We start from the raw sequence: 17,330 nt of genomic DNA on the forward strand, positions 1-17,330 counted from the left end.
GGAAATGTCATTGATATCAAATCTTCGATAACATCGATACATGAACGACGCAACCGAGTCACGGCCGGGCATCCGCGAGCGGATCGTGGATGCCGCCGCGCAGCTGCTGCGGGAAGAGGGGCCGTCGGCGGTGACCACCCGTGCCGTGGCCGTCGCCGCCGGCGTGCAGCCGCCGGCCATCTACCGCTTGTTCGGCGACAAGGACGGCCTGCTCGAGGCCGTGGCCGAGCACGTGATGACCACCTACGTCGAGGCGAAGGCGGGAATCGTCGACGCGGCCGCCGCCGACGGGGTCGATCCGCTCGACGACCTGCGCGCCGGGTGGGAGACGCAGCTGGAGTTCGGGTTGGCGAATCCGGATGTCTTCCGTCTGCTGAGTGAGCCGGGCCGGGTTCTGCACTCGCCGTCGGCAGCCGCCGGGCGGCGGGTGCTGGAGAAGCGGATACGCCGGGTCGCCGAGTCCGGGCGCCTCCGCGTCAGTGAGCAGCGTGCCCTCGGCCTCGTGCAGGCGGGCGGGGTCGGCACGGTCCAGACGCTCCTCGCGACCCCGGTGGAGCAGCGCGACCCGGGGCTGGGGGAGGCGATGTACCAGGCAGTGCTGGCGCAGATCCTCACGGATGCCCCCGTGCGCGAGCCCGACGACACGGTTGCGGCGACGGTCGCGTTCCGCGCGATCGCGCCGTCGCTCTCGGCCCTCACTGCGTCGGAGCGGCTGCTCATGACCGACTGGCTCGATCGGGCGCTCGCCGCGGAGTAGAGCAGGGTCAATCCGGCGGCGACCCGGCGGGCCTGCCGGCGGCGCGCAAAGCCGTGTCAGCCACTCACGGCGTCTGGGTGAGGCGGGTGTCGGCGGCCCGCGTAGCGGTGTCAGGTTTTCGGGTCGTGTGGGTGAGGTGGGCGTCGGCGGCGCCCGAGAGCGCTCGCCCACGTGGGCGTCGGCCACGTCCGAGGGTGCTCGCCCCGAAGCCGCTCTCAGGCGGCGCGCGGCATGGCGGTCATTCGACGGTGAGCCGTGCCGGCTGTGAACCCTCGAGTTCGAGCTGCGTGCCTGGGGCGAATCGCGAGGTGGCGCCGATGCCGAAGACGGCCGCGCCGGTGAAGACCTCCACGGTCTCCCCGTCCACGACGATCGTCACGACGCCGGCCGACGCAGGAACGACGATGGTCGTGTCCATCCACGTGCACACGACGCTCTCGCTGGTCCGGCGAACCCGAAGGGCGCCGGCGTCGTTCGTCGTCGTCCATTCCTCGTCGCCCTCGAGCGTGATCAGCGTGGGGCGATGCTGATCCGTCCCGTCCGAGTGCGCCTCAAGGGAGCCCCTGACCGCTGGATGAGGTGCCGACACGAGGGTGTCGCCCTCGAGGCGCAGAACGTGCGGCGCGCTCAGAGCGCTGGCACGGCCGGCGACCTCGTCGAGAACGCCGCGCATCCAGAAGATGAGGCACGGCCGCCCGGCTTCATCGCGGAAGAACGACGGCGCGTAGTAGCTCTCGCCGTAGGTGAGACGCCCCCAGTGCTCCGGCTCGAACCGGCCGTCCCTGAACTCGCCGATCGCGTAGACCACGTAGTACAGCTCGTCGGCCTGCCAGACCGACGTCACCATCACGTCACGCCCGTCGATGGTGAAGATCTGCGGGCACTCCCAGAGCGACCCTGTCCACACCGGCTCGGTCTCTCGAGTGTTGCGCGAGGCGGCCAAGCCCTCGTACGACCACTTCGAGAGGTCGTCGGAGACGAACGAGCTGGCCGCGGCTTCTCCGCCGGCGAGGGCGGTGCCCACGAGCATCCGCCACCGATCGCCGTCGCGCAGAACGAAGGGGTCGCGGAAGGCCACCAGATCGAGGGGTGGAGCCTCCACGACCACCTCGCCCTTGGTCCAGACCAGCCAGTCGTCATCGACGGGGGTGGCGGTGCGGATGCTCCCCACGCCGAAATCGGGAACCTGCACCGACGTGTAGAAGATCGTCGGTCGGCCGTCGTCGTCGATCGCCATCGACCCCGACCAGATGCCGCCGTCTCCGTCGCCCGGCTCGAGGGCCGGCGGATGCTCCGTCCACGTGACCAGGTCGGGCGAGGTCGCGTGGCCCCAGCGGCAGTCCGGCGCCCAGTCGGTGCGGCCAGGAACGAACTGGAAGAAGAGGTGGTACTGACCGTTGTGCCAGGTCAACGCCAAGGGGTCGTTGATCCAGCCCGATCGCGGGGTGAAATGCAGGCGGGGGCGTGGTCGCTGCGCGTCCGTCATGAGGGCGGCTCCTTCTGCGGCCTCCGTCGGTGGCGGCCGTGCTCTGACAATTATGGAGTTGACAAGACGTTTTGGCAAAACGTATTGTCATCACAGTCGCTTCGGGCGACCGGCGCCGGACCACCCGGCGCGTCCCCTCGCAATCACGCACCGCCGCACAGAATTGGAGCCGAAGTAATGATGCTTCGCACACACCGGCACTTATCCCGACGCGTTCTCGTCGGGGCCGCCGGAGCCCTTGCCGCCCTCACCGCCGTCACCCTCACCGGGTGCGGCGCCGGAGGAGGCACCTCCGCCTCCGGAGACGATTCGATCACCGTGCTCGTCGAGGCCGGTGGCCACGGAGAGCTGCAGCCGATCGCCGACCAGTTCGAGAAGGACACCGGCACCTCGGTGGAGTTCGTCGAACTGCCCTACGACGGTCTCTACAACCGTCTCAACAGCGAGTTCGGCTCGGGCTCGCTGTCGTTCGACGTGGCAGCGCTCGACGCCATCTGGCTGCCGACCTTCGCCGAGGCCCTCACCCCGCTCGACGACATGTTCACCGACGACGTGAAATCGGATCTCTTCCCGTCGCTGGTCAGCGAGGCACAGGTCGACGGATCATTCGTCGGGATGCCCGCCTGGACCAACTCCGAGATCCTCTACTACCGCACCGACCTCTTCGAAGACCCGACGCAGCAGGTGAGCTTCAAGGCCCAGTACGGGTACGACCTCGCTCCGCCCACGACCTGGGAGCAGTACGCCGACATCGCGAAGTTCTTCACGCAGGACACGAACGGCGACGGCCAGGTCGACCTCTACGGCACCGACGTCAAGGGTGCGGTGGAGACCGAATGGCTCGCCACCCTGTCGCAGACCGGCGAGACCAACATGGTGGTGGGCGACGACGGCACCGTGTCGCTCGGCGATGCCGACAGCCTCAAGGCGCTGGACTTCTACACCAGCCTGCTGCCGTATGCGCCGAGCGGCGCCGCGCAGCTGGACTGGGCGGGCTCGCAGAACCTCTTCAACCAGGGTCAGCTGGCGATGATGCGTTTCTGGGCGCACGCGTACAAGCAGATCCCCGCCGACTCGGCCGTCTCCGGAAACGTAGGGGTCACCACGATGATCGGCGGCCCGGGTGGAGTCGCCGGAGTCCCCGGCGCCTGGTACCTCTCCGTGCCCTCGGGCACCCCGAAGCAGGAGAAGGCGCTGGAGTTCGTGCAGTACGCCTACGACCACAACGACCTGTCGGTCGACACCGACCTGGGTCTGGCGTCACGGATCTCGGTGCTCGAGAAGTATGAGAACGAGCCCGGCTACGAGAACTACAAGCCGCTCGTCGACACCTTGAACGCCGAGGCGACCATCCCGCGGCCGGCCAACCCGAAGTGGCAGGAGATCGTGGACTCGGCGCTCATCCCGATGATCCAGAAGGCCGTGGTGCCGGGGGCGGACAACCAGAAGCTGCTCGACGAAGCCAAGGCTCAAGTGGATGACATCATCGGCGGTTGACCGCCCGGCCGGTGGGTTTCCGCCCGCTCGCGGAAACCCACCGGCTTTTCCTGCCCACCACCTCACCGAAAGTCTCATCGTGCGTCTCACCGACCGCCGGTTCGCCTTCTTCTTGATGCTGCCGGCCACTCTCTTCCTCGCCGTGTTCGTGGCCTGGCCTCTGGTGCAGTTCATCTCGGATTCGTTCTTCGAGATCAGCAAGTTCGCCGGTGGCCCGCGCACCTTCGTGGGCCTCGACAACTACATCGAAGCCTTCACCTCCGACGACTTCGGCAACGCCGCGTGGCGCACGCTCGTGTACACGGTCATCGTGGTCGTGTTCGAATTCGTGCTCGGTCTCACCGTCGCGCTGATCTTCACGGCTCTCGGCAACAGCTCCCGGGTGTTCCGCACGATTTTCCTCTACCCCCTGATGATCGCCCCGATCGTGGCCGGACTGCTCTGGCGGTTCCTGCTGATCGACAACTTCGGCATCGTCAACCAGCTGCTCACCGACGCCCACATCCTGCAGGACCCGGGTCAGATCCAGTGGCTCAGCGACCCGAACATCGCCCTGTTCTCCGTGGCCATCCCCGACATCTGGCTCACCACCTCGTTCATCTCGCTCATCCTCTTCGCGGGCCTGCAGAACATCCCCGGCGACGTCATCGAGGCGGCCCGGCTCGACGGCGCCCGCTACCCGACCATCCTGTTCCGCATCATCATCCCGCTGCTGCGACCCGTGATCGCGGTCGCGCTCATCCTCCGCGGCATCGACGCCGCGCGGGCCTTCGACGTCATCCTCATCCAGACCAACGGCGGACCGCAGCAGAGCACCGAGACGATGTCGCTGCTCGTCTACCGCACCATGGTGCGCTTCGGCGACCCCGGCCTGGCGAGCGCCATGGGCACCATCTACCTGATCGCGATGCTCGCGGTGTCGGTCGCCGCCATCCTGCTCATCTGGCGACCCGGAAGTGAGAATGATCGATGAACGGCCTCGAAACCACCCGGATCAGTTCCCGCGTCATCCTCTGGATCGCGCTGGTGCTTCTCGTCGTGCTCTACGGCTTCCCGTTCCTCTACATGCTCTTCACCTCGTTCAAGACGCCGCTGGAGACGATCGCGGTGCCGCCGACGGTTCTTCCGTCGACCTGGACCATCGAGAACTACGCGACGGCGATCGGCCGCGACGGTGTGGTGGCCTCGTTCATCAACAGCATCGTCACGGCCGTGCTCAGCACCCTCATCTCTCTCGTGCTGGCGGTGCCTGCGGCGTATGGCGTGACGCGGTTCCGCACGAAGTTCGGACAGTTCTTCATCGTCGGCGCCCTCGTGATGCGGATGGTGCCGCCGATCGTCATCGGCGTTCCGATGATCGCGATCTTCCGCAACCTCGGCATCTCCGACACCTCGTTCGCGCTGGCCATCGCGCACGCCACCATCTCGCTGCCGCTGTCGATCTGGCTCATGTCGAGCTTCTTCGAGGCGGTGCCCGAAGAACTCGAAGAGGCGGCGAAGATCGACGGCGCGAGCCGGCTCGGTGCGCTCTGGCTGGTCGTACTCCCGGTGACCGCGGGCGGCGTGGCGGTGACGGCGATCTTCGCCTTCCTCGCCTCCTGGAACGAGTTCCTCTTCGCCCTCCTCCTCACGGCCACGCGGTCGCAGACCACCCCGATCGTCATCGCGAACTTCCAGACCCAGTTCGGCCTCGACTGGGGAGCGATGACCGCCCTGGCCGTGCTGTATTCGGTTCCCGTCATCCTTCTCGCCCTGGTGCTGCAGCGGCACATCGTCGCCGGACTCACCGCCGGTGCGGTCAAAGGCTGACGGGCTCGACGAGAATGGTCGCCAACCAGGTTCGAACCGAACGCACGCAGAGGACGAGAGCAATGGCACGCAACACAGTGGGCATCCGAGACGTCGCCCGTGAAGCCGGGGTCTCGGTCACCACCGTCTCCCACATCCTCAACGACGTCGAATCGGCGCGGGCGAGCGACGAGACGCGCGAACGGGTGCGGGCCACGGCGCAGCGGCTCGGCTACGGGGCCAACCGCATCGCGAGGAGTCTGCGGCGGCAGCAGTCCGAGATGATCGGTCTGCTGAGCGAGGAGATCGCCACCACACCGCACGCCGGCCGCATCATCCTCGGCGCCCAGCAGGCAGCGCGGGAGCGGGGTCTCACGCTGGTCTTGATCAACACCTCGCGCGACGAACTCGACATCCAGCGCGACACGGATGCGCTGCTCCGTCAGCAGGTCGACGGCGTGCTCTACGCCACCATGTATCACCGCGAGATCGCGCTCCCGGCATCCCTTCAGGCCGTGCCCACGGTGCTGATCGACTCGACGTCGGAGGACGGACGCGTGCCCTCGGTCGTCCCCGACGAAGAGGGCGGGGCGTACGTCGCGGTCGACGAACTCATCCGGCACGGACACCGCCGCATCGGCTTCATCACCAACTCCGACGACGTGCCCGCCACCCGAGGGCGGTTGGCGGGGTACCGCAAAGCGCTCGCCGACGCCGGACTGGACTTCGACCCGACCCTCGTCGTCGCCGAGCCGTCCGAGACCCCGGGTGGTTACAAGGCCGCCGTCGAGGTGCTTGGCCGACCCGATCGGCCGACGGGCATGTTCTGTTACAACGACCGGATGGCCATGGGCGCCTACCGCGCGGCGGCCGAACTCGGTCTCCGCATTCCCGACGATCTCTCCCTGGTCGGCTTCGACAACCAGGAGCTCATCGCCGAGGGCCTCTACCCAGCCCTCACGACCGTGGCGCTCCCGCACTTTGAAATGGGGGAGTGGGCGCTCGGCGCCCTCACCACTCTGATGGAGGGCGGAGACGATTCCGACGAGGAGACCGTCTACGAGGTGGCCGTGCTGCCCTGCCCGCTCGTGCGGCGGCAGTCGGTCGCGGCTCCGGCGCGTTCGAAGGAGGGCGTCGATGACTGAGCTGCTCGTCATCGGTGAGGCGCTCGTCGATGTGGTGTCGACCGCGGAGGGTCGCGAGGCGCATGCCGGCGGGAGCCCCATGAACGTCGCGGTCGGTCTGGCGCGGTTGGGGGCATCCGTGACCCTCGCGACACGGATCGGCACCGACGAGAACGGGCGTCTTCTCTCGGATCATCTCGCCCGGTCAGGCGTGGAGCTGACGCGCGGGTCGGTCGATCCCACCTTCCGCACCTCGTCGGCGACGGCGACCATCCGGTCCGACGGATCGGCGCAGTACGACTTCGACATCACGTGGGACATCGCCGCTCCTCCGGTCGGCGGCTTCGGGGCGATCCATTCGGGGTCGATCGGGGCACTCTTGTCGCCGGGTGGCGAGGTCGTCGCGGCCGGGTTCGAGGCCGCCGGGGCCGGCGTCCTGCGCTCGTTCGATCCGAACATCCGCCCGTCCGTGCTCGGACCGCGTGAGACCCTGCTCCCCGCGGTCGAGCGCCTCGCGCGCCTGAGCACCGTCATCAAGCTGAGCGACGAGGATGCCGCCTGGCTGCACCCGGGGCTCGATGCGGCCGAAGTGACGGCGCACTACGCGCGGCTCGGGGCCACGATCGTGATCGTCACGCAGGGTGCATCCGGGAGCCTGCTCCGTCTCGGCGCGGAGACGGCGTTCGTCCCGGCCGTGACCACCGAGGTCGCCGACACCATCGGGGCCGGCGACTCCTACATGGCGGGGTTGCTCTACGCCCTCACCACGACGGTCGGTATCGAGCCGATCGTCAGCGGGACGGCGTCGTTGGCCGACGCCGTGGAGGCCGCCTCGTTCGCGGCGGCCTGCGCGGCCGTCACGGTGAGCCGACCGGGCGCCGACCTGCCACGGCTCGACGAGGTCGCCTCTCTTTCAACCCTCCGTTCCGAAAGCGAGACCCCATGAGCGCCGTCAACCGGTACGACGTGACCGAGTGGCCCGTCGGCGACCCGTTCGACGACGTCGGCGAGGTGATGATGAGCATCCTCGCCGACATCAAGCGACGACAGTCCGCCACCGACGACAACGACGGCGGCAAGCCGGGCGCCGTCATTTACATCCCGCCCGGAGACTTCCGTCTGCGCACCCAGGTCGTGATCGACGTCAGCTTCCTCCGGATCGAAGGCTCCGGTCACGGGTTCACCTCGTCGAGCATCCGTTTCAACGTGCCCGAAGACGAGTGGCCCGATCTGCACGAGCTGTGGCCGGGCGGCAGCCGAATCCTCGTCGACATCCCGCCGGAGAGGCGTGCGCGGCAATCCGACGGCGCGGCCTTCCTCGTCGAGCGGCAGGGGAGTCCGCGGATCAGCTCGGTGGAGTTCTCGAACTTCTGCATCGACGGTCTGCACTTCGCCGCCGACGGCTCCGACCGGCATCCGGAGAACACCTATGCCAACGGGAAGACCGGCATTCACGTCGCCGGCGCCAACGATTCGTTCCGGGTGAACGGCATGGGGTTCGTCTACCTCGAGCACGCCCTCACCATCCACAACGCGGATGCGCTGTCGATCCACGACAACTTCGTCGCCGAGTGCGGGAGCTGCATCGAGCTGCGCGGGTGGGGTCAGGCGTCGAAGATCACCGACAACCTCATCGGAGCCGGCCCGAGCGGCTACTCGATCTACGCCGAGAACCACGGCGGCCTCCTCGTCACGGCGAACAACGTCTTTCCGCGCGGGTCGAGCAGCGTGCACTTCAGCGGCGTCACGCGCTCGAGCATCACGGCCAACCGGCTGCACTCCTTCTACCCGGGCATGGTCGTGCTCGACGCCGACAGCTCCGAGAACCTCGTGGCCTCCAACCATCTGCTGCGCGACCACGAGCCCTGGACCCCGTTCCTGGGCGTCGACAACGGTCTCGACGACGACTACGGACTGGTGCGGATCAGCGGCAACGGCAACTCCGTCATCGGCAACCACATCTCCGAGGTCGTCGACTCCCGGAGCCTCCGTCCGGCCGGCACGAAGCCGACGATCATCAGACTGGTCGCGGGCACCGGGAACTACGTGGCGACCAACCACGTCGTGGCGAGCGACGTGAGCGCGTCGTCGAGCGGCTCCGCGTTCGAGGCCCAGGTCGACGCCCTGCTGAGCACGGCGGTGTCGAACTCCCTCGACGTGCTGACCGTCGTGGCCGACCCGGAATCGACGGGCAACACGATCCTCGACTCGGGGACCGAGGCCCAGGTCGTCGCCGATCGGCACGCGAACGCGGTCAGGGCCACCCCGTCGATCGGCGCCCCCACCGCCTGACGGAGTCGACGGTCGAGTGGATGGTGGCGGTCGGCCTCAGACGGATGACCGGGGACCCGACGGCCGAGTGACGATCGCGGTTCGCATCAGACGGATGCCCGCGGAACCGGCGGGCACGAGATCGCGAGCGGCGCTCCCGTCGGGGCCTCCTGCAGGCCGAGGAGCACCCGCACGCCCGCTGCGCCGAGCTCGTAGTGGGGGAGCGCGACGGTCGACAGCGGCGGCCGGACGTGGGCGGCGATGACCTCCTGGTTGTCGAAGCCCACGACCGCGATGTCGTTCGGGATGGTCAGGCCGAGTTCGCGCAGGCCGTCGTAGAGACCCATCGCCACGCGGTCGTTGTGACAGAAGACGCCGGTCACACCGAGGTCGCGGATGCGGCCGGCGACGGCGTATCCGCCCTCCTGTTCGGGCGCGGCATCCAGCACCAGGGTGGGGTCGAAGGCGATCCCGGCGTCTTGCAGAGCGTCGCGGTAGCCGGCGAGGCGGCCCGATCGCGCGGGCGACGGGGTGGTGGTGTTCACGAAGGCGATGCGGGTGTGGCCCGCCTTCAGCAGCAACCGGGTGGCCACGTTCCCCCCGTCCCGCTCGTCGGGCACGACCGCGGGGGCGGGCGTCGCGGTGTCGAAGCAGTCGACGAGCACGTACTCGGTCTCGTGCAGCGCGGGCGGAGCGGTGACGGCGCGGTGGTACCAGGTGGAGTAGAGGATGCCCCGCACCTTGTGCTCGAGCATCATCGAGATGGCGGCCTCTTCCGCGGCGAGATCGCCCTCGGTGTTGGCCACGAGGAGCACGTAGCCGTGCTTCCAGGCCTCGTCTTGGGCGCCGTGGATGATCTGACCGGCGAAGGGGGTGGTGGCGATCGCGTCGGCGACGAGGCCGATGAAGTTCGAGCTCCCGCTCGAGAGCGTCTTGGCGAGGGCGTTCGGCCGGAATCCCAGCTCCTTGACGGCGTCGAGTACGCGTTGCCGTGCCTCGGGCCCGATCCTCGCCCCCTTCTTGTCGTTGACCACGTACGACACGGTCGCGATCGACACTCCGGCAGCCTCGGCCACTTGGCGCATCGTGATGGGCTGGCCCGCCCGGTCGGCGCTCATCGGTTCACTCGTTTCGGACACGTGACGATCATCCCTTAGTCGCGCCGCTCGCGAGGCTGTAGGTCATGGCTTTGTTCAAGACCAGGAAGACCAGGAGCAACGGGGTGATGCTGACGCACACCGCAGCGAAGGTCGCGGTCCAGTCGACCTTGCCCATCGCGCCGATGTAGTTCTGCAGCCCGAGCGGGATCGTCTTGAGGTCGTCGGTCAGCACGAAGGTGTTGGCGAAGATGAAGTCGTTCCAGATGAAGATGCTGTTGACCATCGCCACCGTCACCATCGTGTTCACCGACAACGGCAGGGTGATCTGCCCGAAGATGCGGTAGGGCCCCGCCCCGTCGAGCGACGCCGCCTCGTAGATCTCGCCGGGGATGTACTCGTAGAACGACGAGAAGAGGTAGATCGACGTCGGAAGCGCGAACCCGGCGAGGGGGATGATGATCGACTGGTAGGTGTCGAGCAGGTTCACCGCGGCGTAGTCGACGAAGAGCGGCACCAGGGCCACCTGCACCGGCACGATGATGCCGATGAGGAACAGCGCCCGCACGAACTTGCTGAAGCGGAAGCCCAGCACCTGCAGGGCATAGGCCCCCATCATCCCGAGGAAGACGATCACCACGATCGCGCCGACCGTGACGATGAGCGAGTTCAGGATGTTGAGGCCGAGGTTGCCCGTGGCGAAGGCTCGCGTGTAGTTGTCGAAAGTGATCTCGGTGGGGAGGGCGAAGGGATTGCCTCCCGCGAAGTCCTGCTCGGTGCGCACGCTCGTGATGAACAGCCACGCGAGCGGGTAGACCTGCACGATGACGATCAGGGCGACGATGACGCCGGTGATCTTGCGCTGCAGATGCAGCTGTCGGCGGCGCGGCCGCGGCAGGCTCTCCTGCTCGGAGGGTCGGATGGGGCGGGTCGCCGTGAGCGTCATGCGTCGGCCTTACGTCGGAGGAGCAGGAAGATGAGGCCGACCGCGACGAGGCACTCCACCACCACGAAGACCGAGATCGTGCTTGCGTAGCCGTAGTTCGTGCTCGTGAACGCCGTCTTGTACATGTACGTCGTGAGGAGCTCGGACGACTGGCCGGGCCCGCCGTTGGTGAGGAGGTAGGGGATGTCGAACCCGCGGAGGGCGTTGGTGGTGGCGATGATGGTCGTCGTGATCCACACGGGGCGGATGTAGGGGAATCGGATGCGCCAGAACGTCTGCCACCACGACGCCCCGTCGAGCTTCGCCGCCTCCTCGAGCTCTGCCGGCACGGCGAGCAGAGCGGCGTAGATGATGAGCATGTAGAGCCCGGTGAAGCGCCATCCCTCGGGCACGGAGACAGCAGCCAGCACCGTGCCGACGTCGGAGAGCCACGCATTCTGCAGGTTGCCGAGGCCGATGAACTCCAGCACCTGGTTGATGAGTCCCTCGGGGTCGAGGGAGTAGATGCGCTGGAACAGGAACGCGATCGCCACGGTGGAGATCACCGCGGGCAGGATGTAGAGCGTCTTGACGACTTCGCGGCCCCGGCGGAGCAGGGTGAGCAGGCTCGCCACGATCAGCGCCCCTCCGAGCTGGAGAACCAGGCAGATCACCACGTAGCCGAGGGTGTTGCGGAACGCGATCCAGAACACGGTGTCACCCGTGAACATCCGGACGTAGTTCTCGAGGCCCACGAAGAGCATCGGGCTGATGCCGTCCCAGTCGAAGAAGCTGAGGAACAGCGACTGGAAGATGGGCAGCAGCACGGCGATGCCGTACAGGGCGAGCGGCGGTAGCAGGAAGACCAGCACGGAGAGGCGTGACCGCTGGGGAAGCATCGGCGTCCCCTTCCTGTGGGGCCCGGAGGCCCCACATCAGGCGTGGATGGGTGGTTACTGGAAGGCTTTCGGCCCGTTGTCGGCGATCACGCCGTCCATGGTGCTGATGAACTCGTCAGGGTCGACCTCGCCCTGCAGCAGCAGCGTCAGTTCCTGCTGGAGACGGGTGTTCGAGGTCGGGTCGAGCTGGGTGTCCCACGGCATCGCCGTCTTCTCGCCGACGTCGTTGGCCTGGTCGACCGCGCGCTGATAGAGAGGAGTGGCGTTGTCCGGGATGGTGGTCTGCACGTTCGTGGTGGGGGAGAGGGCGCCGGTCGCCGCGTACACCTCGGGGTAGCGCTTGAGAGCGAAGGAGAGGAAGTCGCGCACCAGCGGGTCGTAGGTCTTGGCGTTCACAGCCATGCCGATGCCCGACGGCGAGACGTACTCGTTGGCGGCCGTCACCGAGTTGGCGGTGACAGGCAGCGTGAAGTAGTCGATGTCGTCGCGCACCGAGGGGTCGAGTGCGTCGGTGGCGAGGCTGTTCAGCTCCCAGGTGCCGATGTTGTACACGGCGGCCTTGCCCGAGGTGAAGGAAGCCTGGGCGTCGGAGTATCCGGTCGACGAGAAGCCGTCTTGGAAGCATCCGGCCGATCCGAGATCGCTCAGCCACTGGACGGCCTGCTCGCCGGTCGCGTCGCTGAGCTTCGCGTCGCCCTTCTTGAGCTGCTGCACGTAGTCTGGCCCGGCGGTGCGGAACGGGTAGTAGGCCATGTAGCGCTCGAGCGGCCACTGGTCTTGGCCGTCGAGTGCGATGGGGGTGATGCCGGCGGCGCGCAGCTTCGTGCACATCGCGGGGAAGTCGTCGAGGGTCTTCGGCACCTCGACCCCGGCCTGCTCGAACAGGGCCTTGTTGTACCAGAAGAACTCCAGCTGGAACTCGAACGGCACCATGTAGAGGGAGCCGTCGTCGAACCGCTGGTAGTTCAGGGCGGCCGGCCGGTAGTCGTCGTAGACGCCGAGATCTTTCAGCAGCGCCTCGGCGTCCATCATCGTGCCTTGCGAGGCGAGCTTCTGGGCGAACGGGGTCGCATCCGTGTCGAACAGTTCGGGCAGTTTGTTCGCGGCAGCCAGGGTCTCGTACTTCTGGATGTACGACGGCCGGTCGGGCGTGGTGATCAGGTTGAGGGCGAAGCCGGGGTGGTCTTTCGCGTACTCGTCGGCGATCTGCTCCATCGCGGTGATCACGCCGCCGTCGGCCGGCCGGGAGAGCAGCCAGGAGATCTCGCGGGGAACGATCTCGCCCTCAGGGCTCACATCGGTCGGGTCGCTGGTTCCGGAGCTGCCACCGGAGCAGCCGCTGAGCAGCAATCCGAAGGTGGCCACCGTTGCGGCGATGGCGAGTCGTGTGCGGGTCTTGTTCATGTGTTCCATCTCCATTGATCGAAGGGTAGGTGAGGATTGGTGCTGGCGGCGAAGCGTGTTGGTCAGGCGTACTGCGGGTCGGAACGGGTCATAGCGGAATCCGCGTCGGAGGCGGGGGATCGGTCGGGCCGTACCGACACCTCGAGGTGGTGTGCGGTCACCGCTCCTTCGCCCACGAACACGCCGATCCGGCCGCCCGTGTGGTCGTAGATCCGGGTGCTGAGGGTGGTGCGGTCGTCGAGGTTCACGACGCACAGGTCGTTCTCCACGATCACGTCGAGCCGGTGCCGGCCGGGCGCGAGATCGCACGGGCGCTCCAGCTCGATGAGGAACGGCACGTCGCCGGAGATCTCCCACTGCCCGTCACCCGTGCGCTTCCGGGGCCAGCGATCGAAGACCATCCGGTTGCGCTTGGGTTCGAGACGCACGATGTAGGAGGTGTCGCCGTCGCTGCTGGAGCGGAGGAGGAGGCCGCATTCGGTGGTTCCGTGCTCGATGTCGAGCGTGACCGAGGCGCGGAAGGCGGCCGGTGTGTCTTGGTCGGAGAGCAGCGCGGTGTAGCCGTCTGGAGCGGCGAGCAGGAGGGGGTCGCCGCTCGGGCGGCCGGCGAAGGTGGTGGTCACGGCCTCGCTGAAGCTCTCTCGCGTTTCGGCGGCGAAGCCGAAGGCGAGCGTGCCGTCCGCGTTCTGTCGTGCTTCGAGCACCGACAGGGTGCCGGCCCATTGCCAGGCCCCGTCGTCGCGGGAATCCTCCTTGCTCGCGATCCAGCCGAAGAAGAAGCGGCGGCCGTTCAGCTCGGCGGTCTTCGAGGCGTAGAACGCGCGGCCGTCGATGCTGTCGAACTCGGGCACCTGCCACGGACCGTCGAGGGATCGGGCCATCCGATAGCGCGTCGTGAAGCCTTCGGAGAACTCCGAGTAGACGAGGTACCACCAGCCGCCCCACTGGAACACCTCGGGGCATTCGTGCGCGATGTAGCGGCGAGGGTCCCAGAACGGCTCCACGGGCTCCCATGTGACGAGATCGGTTGAGATGCACTGGGCGATCACCCCACGCCGCCGCTCGGGGCCGTCGATGTGCCGGGCGGCGATGAGCATCCGCCACACTCCGGCCGCCTCGTCGCGGAACACGAAGGGGTCGCGCCAGTCGCCGGATTCGTAGCCGGCGGATGCGCCGAAGGTGTGTTCCGGATGCCGGGTCCAGCTGGCCATCCCGTCCGAGCTGGTGGCGTGCATCACCAGCTGCAGCGGTAGTCCGTCGGAGCCCAGGTGGCGCGGGTTCTGGCCGGTGTAGAAGAGGTGGAAGGTGTTCCCCTGCTGCACGATGCTTCCGGTGTAGACGTTGAAGTCGGGATCGTCGACCGTGCCGTGTTCGAAGGCGAGCCCCTCGTCGTCGAAGTGGACGAGATCGCGCGTGGTGACGAGGTGCCACGGGGTGCCCGGCTTCGGGTCGGACCGCTCTTCGTAGAGGTAGAAGAGGGCGAGGTCGCCGTCGTGCTGGAAGGGGATGATGTCCCCCACCCACGCGCCGCGCGGCTGGAAGAAAGTGTGATCGGGCATCGTCGTCGAGTCCTTTGGTTAAACGCTTGATCATGACCATAGGGGATGGGATTGAGATGATCAAGCGGTTAAGCAATTTAAGCGGACGGGCTGGTTCATGGCCTGACGGACCGCCCATCTCCGTCAGACTGGCTTCTGTGAAAAGAGCGCCTTCCTTCCCCGTCGTCGACGTTCTTCGCACCCGGCACACGGGGTATCTGCTCTTCACGTCGCTGCTCGGCCGCCTCCCCGGCGCGATGGCGGCGCTGGCGATCGTGCAGCTCGTGCGTTCCACCAGCGACGACTTCGGCTTCGCCGGGCTCATCACCGCGGTCTACGTCGTCGCCGGCGCGGTGGGGCAGCCGCTTCTCGGCCGGCTGATCGACCGCTTCGGACAGGTCATGGTTCTCGCGGTCAGCGGCATCCTGAGCTTTCTCGCGTTCACCGGGATGGCGCTGACTCTCGGCCCGCTTCCGGGGCTGGCGGTGGCGCTGGCTGCTGCGGCCGGGGTTTTCACGCCGCCGCTCGAGCCGGCGCTTCGGGCGTTGTGGCCGCGACTCGTGACCCCTGGCCCGCAGTTGAAGGCCGCGTTCAGCTTGGATGCGGGCGCCCAGGAGATCATCTTCATCCTCGGTCCGCTGCTCACCGTCGTCGGAATCGCGGTCTTCGGCCCGGTCGGCAACCTGCTGTTCGCTGGAGGGCTCGGCCTGGTCGGCGCGCTCGCCTTCATCCTCAACCCCGAGCCGCGCGCTGTGTCAGCTCAGCGTCGCGGTCGTCTGACCGGGCATCCCGGTGTCCGTTCACCCATCCTCATCCCCGCTCTCGCGCGGGTCGCCGTGTTCACGTTCGGCATCGGTGTGCCCGTCGGCGCGCTGACCATCGTCGCGACGGCCTCCGAGGCGGCCCGCTCCACCGACGGCCTCGCCGGCTGGCTCCTGGCGGTCAACGCCCTCGGCGCCCTCGTCGGTGCAACCGTCGTCGGCATCCGCCCCCTCGGTTCCACCCCGGCACGCCTCCTCACCCTCTGCGGCGTGCTGCTCGCCGTCGGCTACCTCCCGCTCGCCGCGACCGCGCTTCCAACGTGGGCGTACGTCGTCGTCGCCGGCATTTCCGGCTTGATGCTCCCGCCCACCCTGGGTCAGGTCTTCGAGCGGATCTCGCAACTCAGCCCCGCCGCCGCCCTCACCGAGGCGAACGGCTGGGTCGTCAGCGCCATGACCCTCGGAATCGGCGCGGGCACTCTCGTGGCGGGCGCGGTTGTCGGTGTCGCCGGCACGTCCGTAGTGACGTGGATCGTGCTCGGTGCGTCGGCCCTTACTGCGCTCGTGTCCCTGGTCGCACTGCCCAGTAAGAGTGTGATCGCCCCGCAGAGCGCGGCATCGCGATCTGCGGTTGGATGATCGATTTCGTGACGCAGAAGCACCGAGTTGTCCGGCGTAAGCGCCAGTCATGGCCCCGACTCGAGGACTAAGAGGTGATGCGCCAGTGCAATAATTGACAATATGTCAGCAAAGCTTCACGCGAGACGACCTCAAATGGTAAAGTATTCGCATCACGACCGGTTCCGCCTACATGTTAGGTCCAGGGCCGGTCTTCGCTTTACCCGGAGTGCGCGATCGTGACCGCGGTGAAGCAATACCGGGACTTCGACGAACTGATAGATCTGCTGATCCACCGCGGCATGGACGTCGGCGATCGCCTACGGGCGACGCAGGAACTCCAGCGGGTCAGCTATTACCGCCTCAGTGGCTATTGGTATCCCTTCCGAAAGCTAGAGAATGCCGCCCGACAGGACGACTTCTATCCAGGCACCACCCTGACAGCTGTCTTGGATCTATACCGGTTCGACCAAGGTTTACGATCGATGACCTTCGCAGCCCTGGGCAGTATCGAGTTGGCTGTTCGGGCTTCGCTGGGCCACACGTTAGGCGCTCTCGATGAGTGCGCTCACTTGCGCAGAGACCGTCTTGGCCCGATTGCCCAAGGGGATGCTTACGACGAGTGGGCGGCGAAGCTCGAGAAGTCCCAGAACGAGTCGCGAGAAGACTTCGTCGACCATCATGCACGAAAGTACGGCGGATCCCTTCCCGTCTGGGTGGCGGTCGAATTGCTCGATTGGGGTAGCCTCACGAGGCTCTACAACTTCGCTCCCCGTGCAACTCAAGATCAGATATCCGGAGAATTCGGACTCTCAGCTCCACAACTCGGCTCCTGGCTCAAATCTCTCAACGTCGTGCGCAATGTGTGCGCCCATCATGGTCGATTCTTCAACCGTGTCTTCGCTATCGCACCAAAGCTCCCGTCTCCTGGCCGCTTCCCCGGGCTGGATGAATGCGGCCCCTTCACGAGAGCCTTCGGGCACCTCTCGATGATTCAATTCCTGCTCGAGCAACGGGGCATCGGCAGACTCGCTGTCTTGCCCGCCGTTTTGAAGGGCTTCCCCACGATGCCCACTGTCAACATCACTCACCTAGGCGCTCCGCCGAACTGGTCGGAGCTCGCCCTCTGGGGAAGTTCGTGATCGGGGTTGCACCGAGGAGGCCA

Annotated in this window: 15 protein-coding genes; 9 read left to right on the plus strand and 6 right to left on the minus strand. The window is 67.0% G+C overall.

The features are described from left to right. The first annotated feature begins 40 nt into the window (after nt 1-40). Complete coding sequence (locus ACFJGU_RS13580; protein ID WP_382304036.1) at nt 41-757, plus strand: TetR/AcrR family transcriptional regulator; 717 nt, start codon at nt 41-43, stop codon at nt 755-757. Nucleotides 758-995: 238 nt separating this feature from the next. Here the strand turns inward: ACFJGU_RS13580 and ACFJGU_RS13585 are convergent, their stop codons facing one another. After that, nucleotides 996-2,243: a glycoside hydrolase family 32 protein gene (locus tag ACFJGU_RS13585; RefSeq protein ID WP_382304037.1), complete on the minus strand. Its 1,248-nt coding sequence runs from the start codon at nt 2,241-2,243 to the stop codon at nt 996-998. A 177-nt stretch (nt 2,244-2,420) separates the two neighbouring features. Between ACFJGU_RS13585 and ACFJGU_RS13590 the strand changes: the two genes are divergently transcribed. The 6 genes from ACFJGU_RS13590 to ACFJGU_RS13615 all read left to right on the plus strand — a co-directional run bounded on the left by ACFJGU_RS13590 (nt 2,421) and on the right by ACFJGU_RS13615 (nt 8,944). Next, complete coding sequence (locus ACFJGU_RS13590; RefSeq protein WP_382304038.1) at nt 2,421-3,740, plus strand: ABC transporter substrate-binding protein; 1,320 nt, start codon at nt 2,421-2,423, stop codon at nt 3,738-3,740. Nucleotides 3,741-3,819: 79 nt separating this feature from the next. Then, a complete protein-coding gene (locus ACFJGU_RS13595; protein WP_382304039.1) occupies nt 3,820-4,713 on the plus strand; it encodes a carbohydrate ABC transporter permease in 894 nt (297 codons plus the stop codon). After that, nucleotides 4,710-5,549, plus strand: a complete 840-nt coding sequence (locus ACFJGU_RS13600) for a carbohydrate ABC transporter permease (protein WP_382304040.1) — start codon at nt 4,710-4,712, stop codon at nt 5,547-5,549. Before ACFJGU_RS13595 ends, ACFJGU_RS13600 begins: the two co-directional genes overlap by 4 nt. Before the next feature lie 62 nt (nt 5,550-5,611). Further along, on the plus strand, nt 5,612-6,673 hold the full coding sequence (locus tag ACFJGU_RS13605; protein WP_382304041.1) for a LacI family DNA-binding transcriptional regulator: 1,062 nt from the start codon (nt 5,612-5,614) through the stop codon (nt 6,671-6,673). Beyond that, the gene (locus ACFJGU_RS13610; protein WP_382304042.1) at nt 6,666-7,598 is read left to right on the plus strand and encodes a PfkB family carbohydrate kinase; all 933 of its coding nucleotides are present in this window, start codon (nt 6,666-6,668) and stop codon (nt 7,596-7,598) included. The genes ACFJGU_RS13605 and ACFJGU_RS13610 overlap by 8 nt, the downstream gene beginning before the upstream one ends. Then, nucleotides 7,595-8,944: a NosD domain-containing protein gene (locus ACFJGU_RS13615; RefSeq protein WP_382304043.1), complete on the plus strand. Its 1,350-nt coding sequence runs from the start codon at nt 7,595-7,597 to the stop codon at nt 8,942-8,944. Before ACFJGU_RS13610 ends, ACFJGU_RS13615 begins: the two co-directional genes overlap by 4 nt. Nucleotides 8,945-9,030: 86 nt before the next feature. Here ACFJGU_RS13615 and ACFJGU_RS13620 read toward each other — a convergent pair whose 3' ends face one another. From ACFJGU_RS13620 to ACFJGU_RS13640, 5 genes are all read right to left on the minus strand, one after another. Further along, the gene (locus tag ACFJGU_RS13620; protein ID WP_382304044.1) at nt 9,031-10,041 is read right to left on the minus strand and encodes a LacI family DNA-binding transcriptional regulator; all 1,011 of its coding nucleotides are present in this window, start codon (nt 10,039-10,041) and stop codon (nt 9,031-9,033) included. 28 nt (nt 10,042-10,069) lie between these two features. Further along, complete coding sequence (locus ACFJGU_RS13625; protein ID WP_382304045.1) at nt 10,070-10,966, minus strand: carbohydrate ABC transporter permease; 897 nt, start codon at nt 10,964-10,966, stop codon at nt 10,070-10,072. After that, nucleotides 10,963-11,844 (minus strand): carbohydrate ABC transporter permease, encoded by an 882-nt coding sequence (locus ACFJGU_RS13630; protein ID WP_382304046.1) that lies wholly within the window; start codon nt 11,842-11,844, stop codon nt 10,963-10,965. Before ACFJGU_RS13630 ends, ACFJGU_RS13625 begins: the two co-directional genes overlap by 4 nt. A 54-nt stretch (nt 11,845-11,898) precedes the next feature. Continuing rightward, nucleotides 11,899-13,248 carry an ABC transporter substrate-binding protein gene (locus ACFJGU_RS13635; protein ID WP_382304047.1) on the minus strand — a complete coding sequence of 450 codons (1,350 nt, stop codon included), beginning with the start codon at nt 13,246-13,248 and terminating at the stop codon, nt 11,899-11,901. Between the two features lie 62 nt (nt 13,249-13,310). Beyond that, nucleotides 13,311-14,807: a family 43 glycosylhydrolase gene (locus ACFJGU_RS13640; RefSeq protein ID WP_382304048.1), complete on the minus strand. Its 1,497-nt coding sequence runs from the start codon at nt 14,805-14,807 to the stop codon at nt 13,311-13,313. Nucleotides 14,808-14,944: 137 nt separating this feature from the next. Between ACFJGU_RS13640 and ACFJGU_RS13645 the strand changes: the two genes are divergently transcribed. Together ACFJGU_RS13645 and ACFJGU_RS13650 are read left to right on the plus strand one after the other, a co-directional pair. After that, nucleotides 14,945-16,186 carry an MFS transporter gene (locus ACFJGU_RS13645; RefSeq protein WP_382304049.1) on the plus strand — a complete coding sequence of 414 codons (1,242 nt, stop codon included), beginning with the start codon at nt 14,945-14,947 and terminating at the stop codon, nt 16,184-16,186. A gap of 218 nt (nt 16,187-16,404) precedes the next feature. Further along, on the plus strand, nt 16,405-17,307 hold the full coding sequence (locus ACFJGU_RS13650; protein WP_382304050.1) for an Abi family protein: 903 nt from the start codon (nt 16,405-16,407) through the stop codon (nt 17,305-17,307). The last annotated feature ends 23 nt before the right edge of the window (nt 17,308-17,330 follow it).

Origin of the sequence: Herbiconiux sp. UC225_62 (assembly GCF_042694625.1) — a bacterium.
Taxonomy (GTDB): Bacteria; Actinomycetota; Actinomycetes; order Actinomycetales; family Microbacteriaceae; genus Herbiconiux.

Bases quoted from the DNA above. Each gene is read 5' to 3' on its own strand.
- ACFJGU_RS13580 (WP_382304036.1), top strand. From the start codon at position 41: ATGAACGACGCAACCGAGTCACGGCCGGGCATCCGCGAGCGGATCGTG.
- ACFJGU_RS13585 (WP_382304037.1), bottom strand. From the start codon at position 2,243: ATGACGGACGCGCAGCGACCACGCCCCCGCCTGCATTTCACCCCGCGA.
- ACFJGU_RS13590 (WP_382304038.1), top strand. From the start codon at position 2,421: ATGATGCTTCGCACACACCGGCACTTATCCCGACGCGTTCTCGTCGGG.
- ACFJGU_RS13600 (WP_382304040.1), top strand. From the start codon at position 4,710: ATGAACGGCCTCGAAACCACCCGGATCAGTTCCCGCGTCATCCTCTGG.
- ACFJGU_RS13605 (WP_382304041.1), top strand. From the start codon at position 5,612: ATGGCACGCAACACAGTGGGCATCCGAGACGTCGCCCGTGAAGCCGGG.
- ACFJGU_RS13610 (WP_382304042.1), top strand. From the start codon at position 6,666: ATGACTGAGCTGCTCGTCATCGGTGAGGCGCTCGTCGATGTGGTGTCG.
- ACFJGU_RS13615 (WP_382304043.1), top strand. From the start codon at position 7,595: ATGAGCGCCGTCAACCGGTACGACGTGACCGAGTGGCCCGTCGGCGAC.
- ACFJGU_RS13620 (WP_382304044.1), bottom strand. From the start codon at position 10,041: ATGAGCGCCGACCGGGCGGGCCAGCCCATCACGATGCGCCAAGTGGCC.
- ACFJGU_RS13625 (WP_382304045.1), bottom strand. From the start codon at position 10,966: ATGACGCTCACGGCGACCCGCCCCATCCGACCCTCCGAGCAGGAGAGC.
- ACFJGU_RS13630 (WP_382304046.1), bottom strand. From the start codon at position 11,844: ATGCTTCCCCAGCGGTCACGCCTCTCCGTGCTGGTCTTCCTGCTACCG.
- ACFJGU_RS13635 (WP_382304047.1), bottom strand. From the start codon at position 13,248: ATGAACAAGACCCGCACACGACTCGCCATCGCCGCAACGGTGGCCACC.
- ACFJGU_RS13640 (WP_382304048.1), bottom strand. From the start codon at position 14,807: ATGCCCGATCACACTTTCTTCCAGCCGCGCGGCGCGTGGGTGGGGGAC.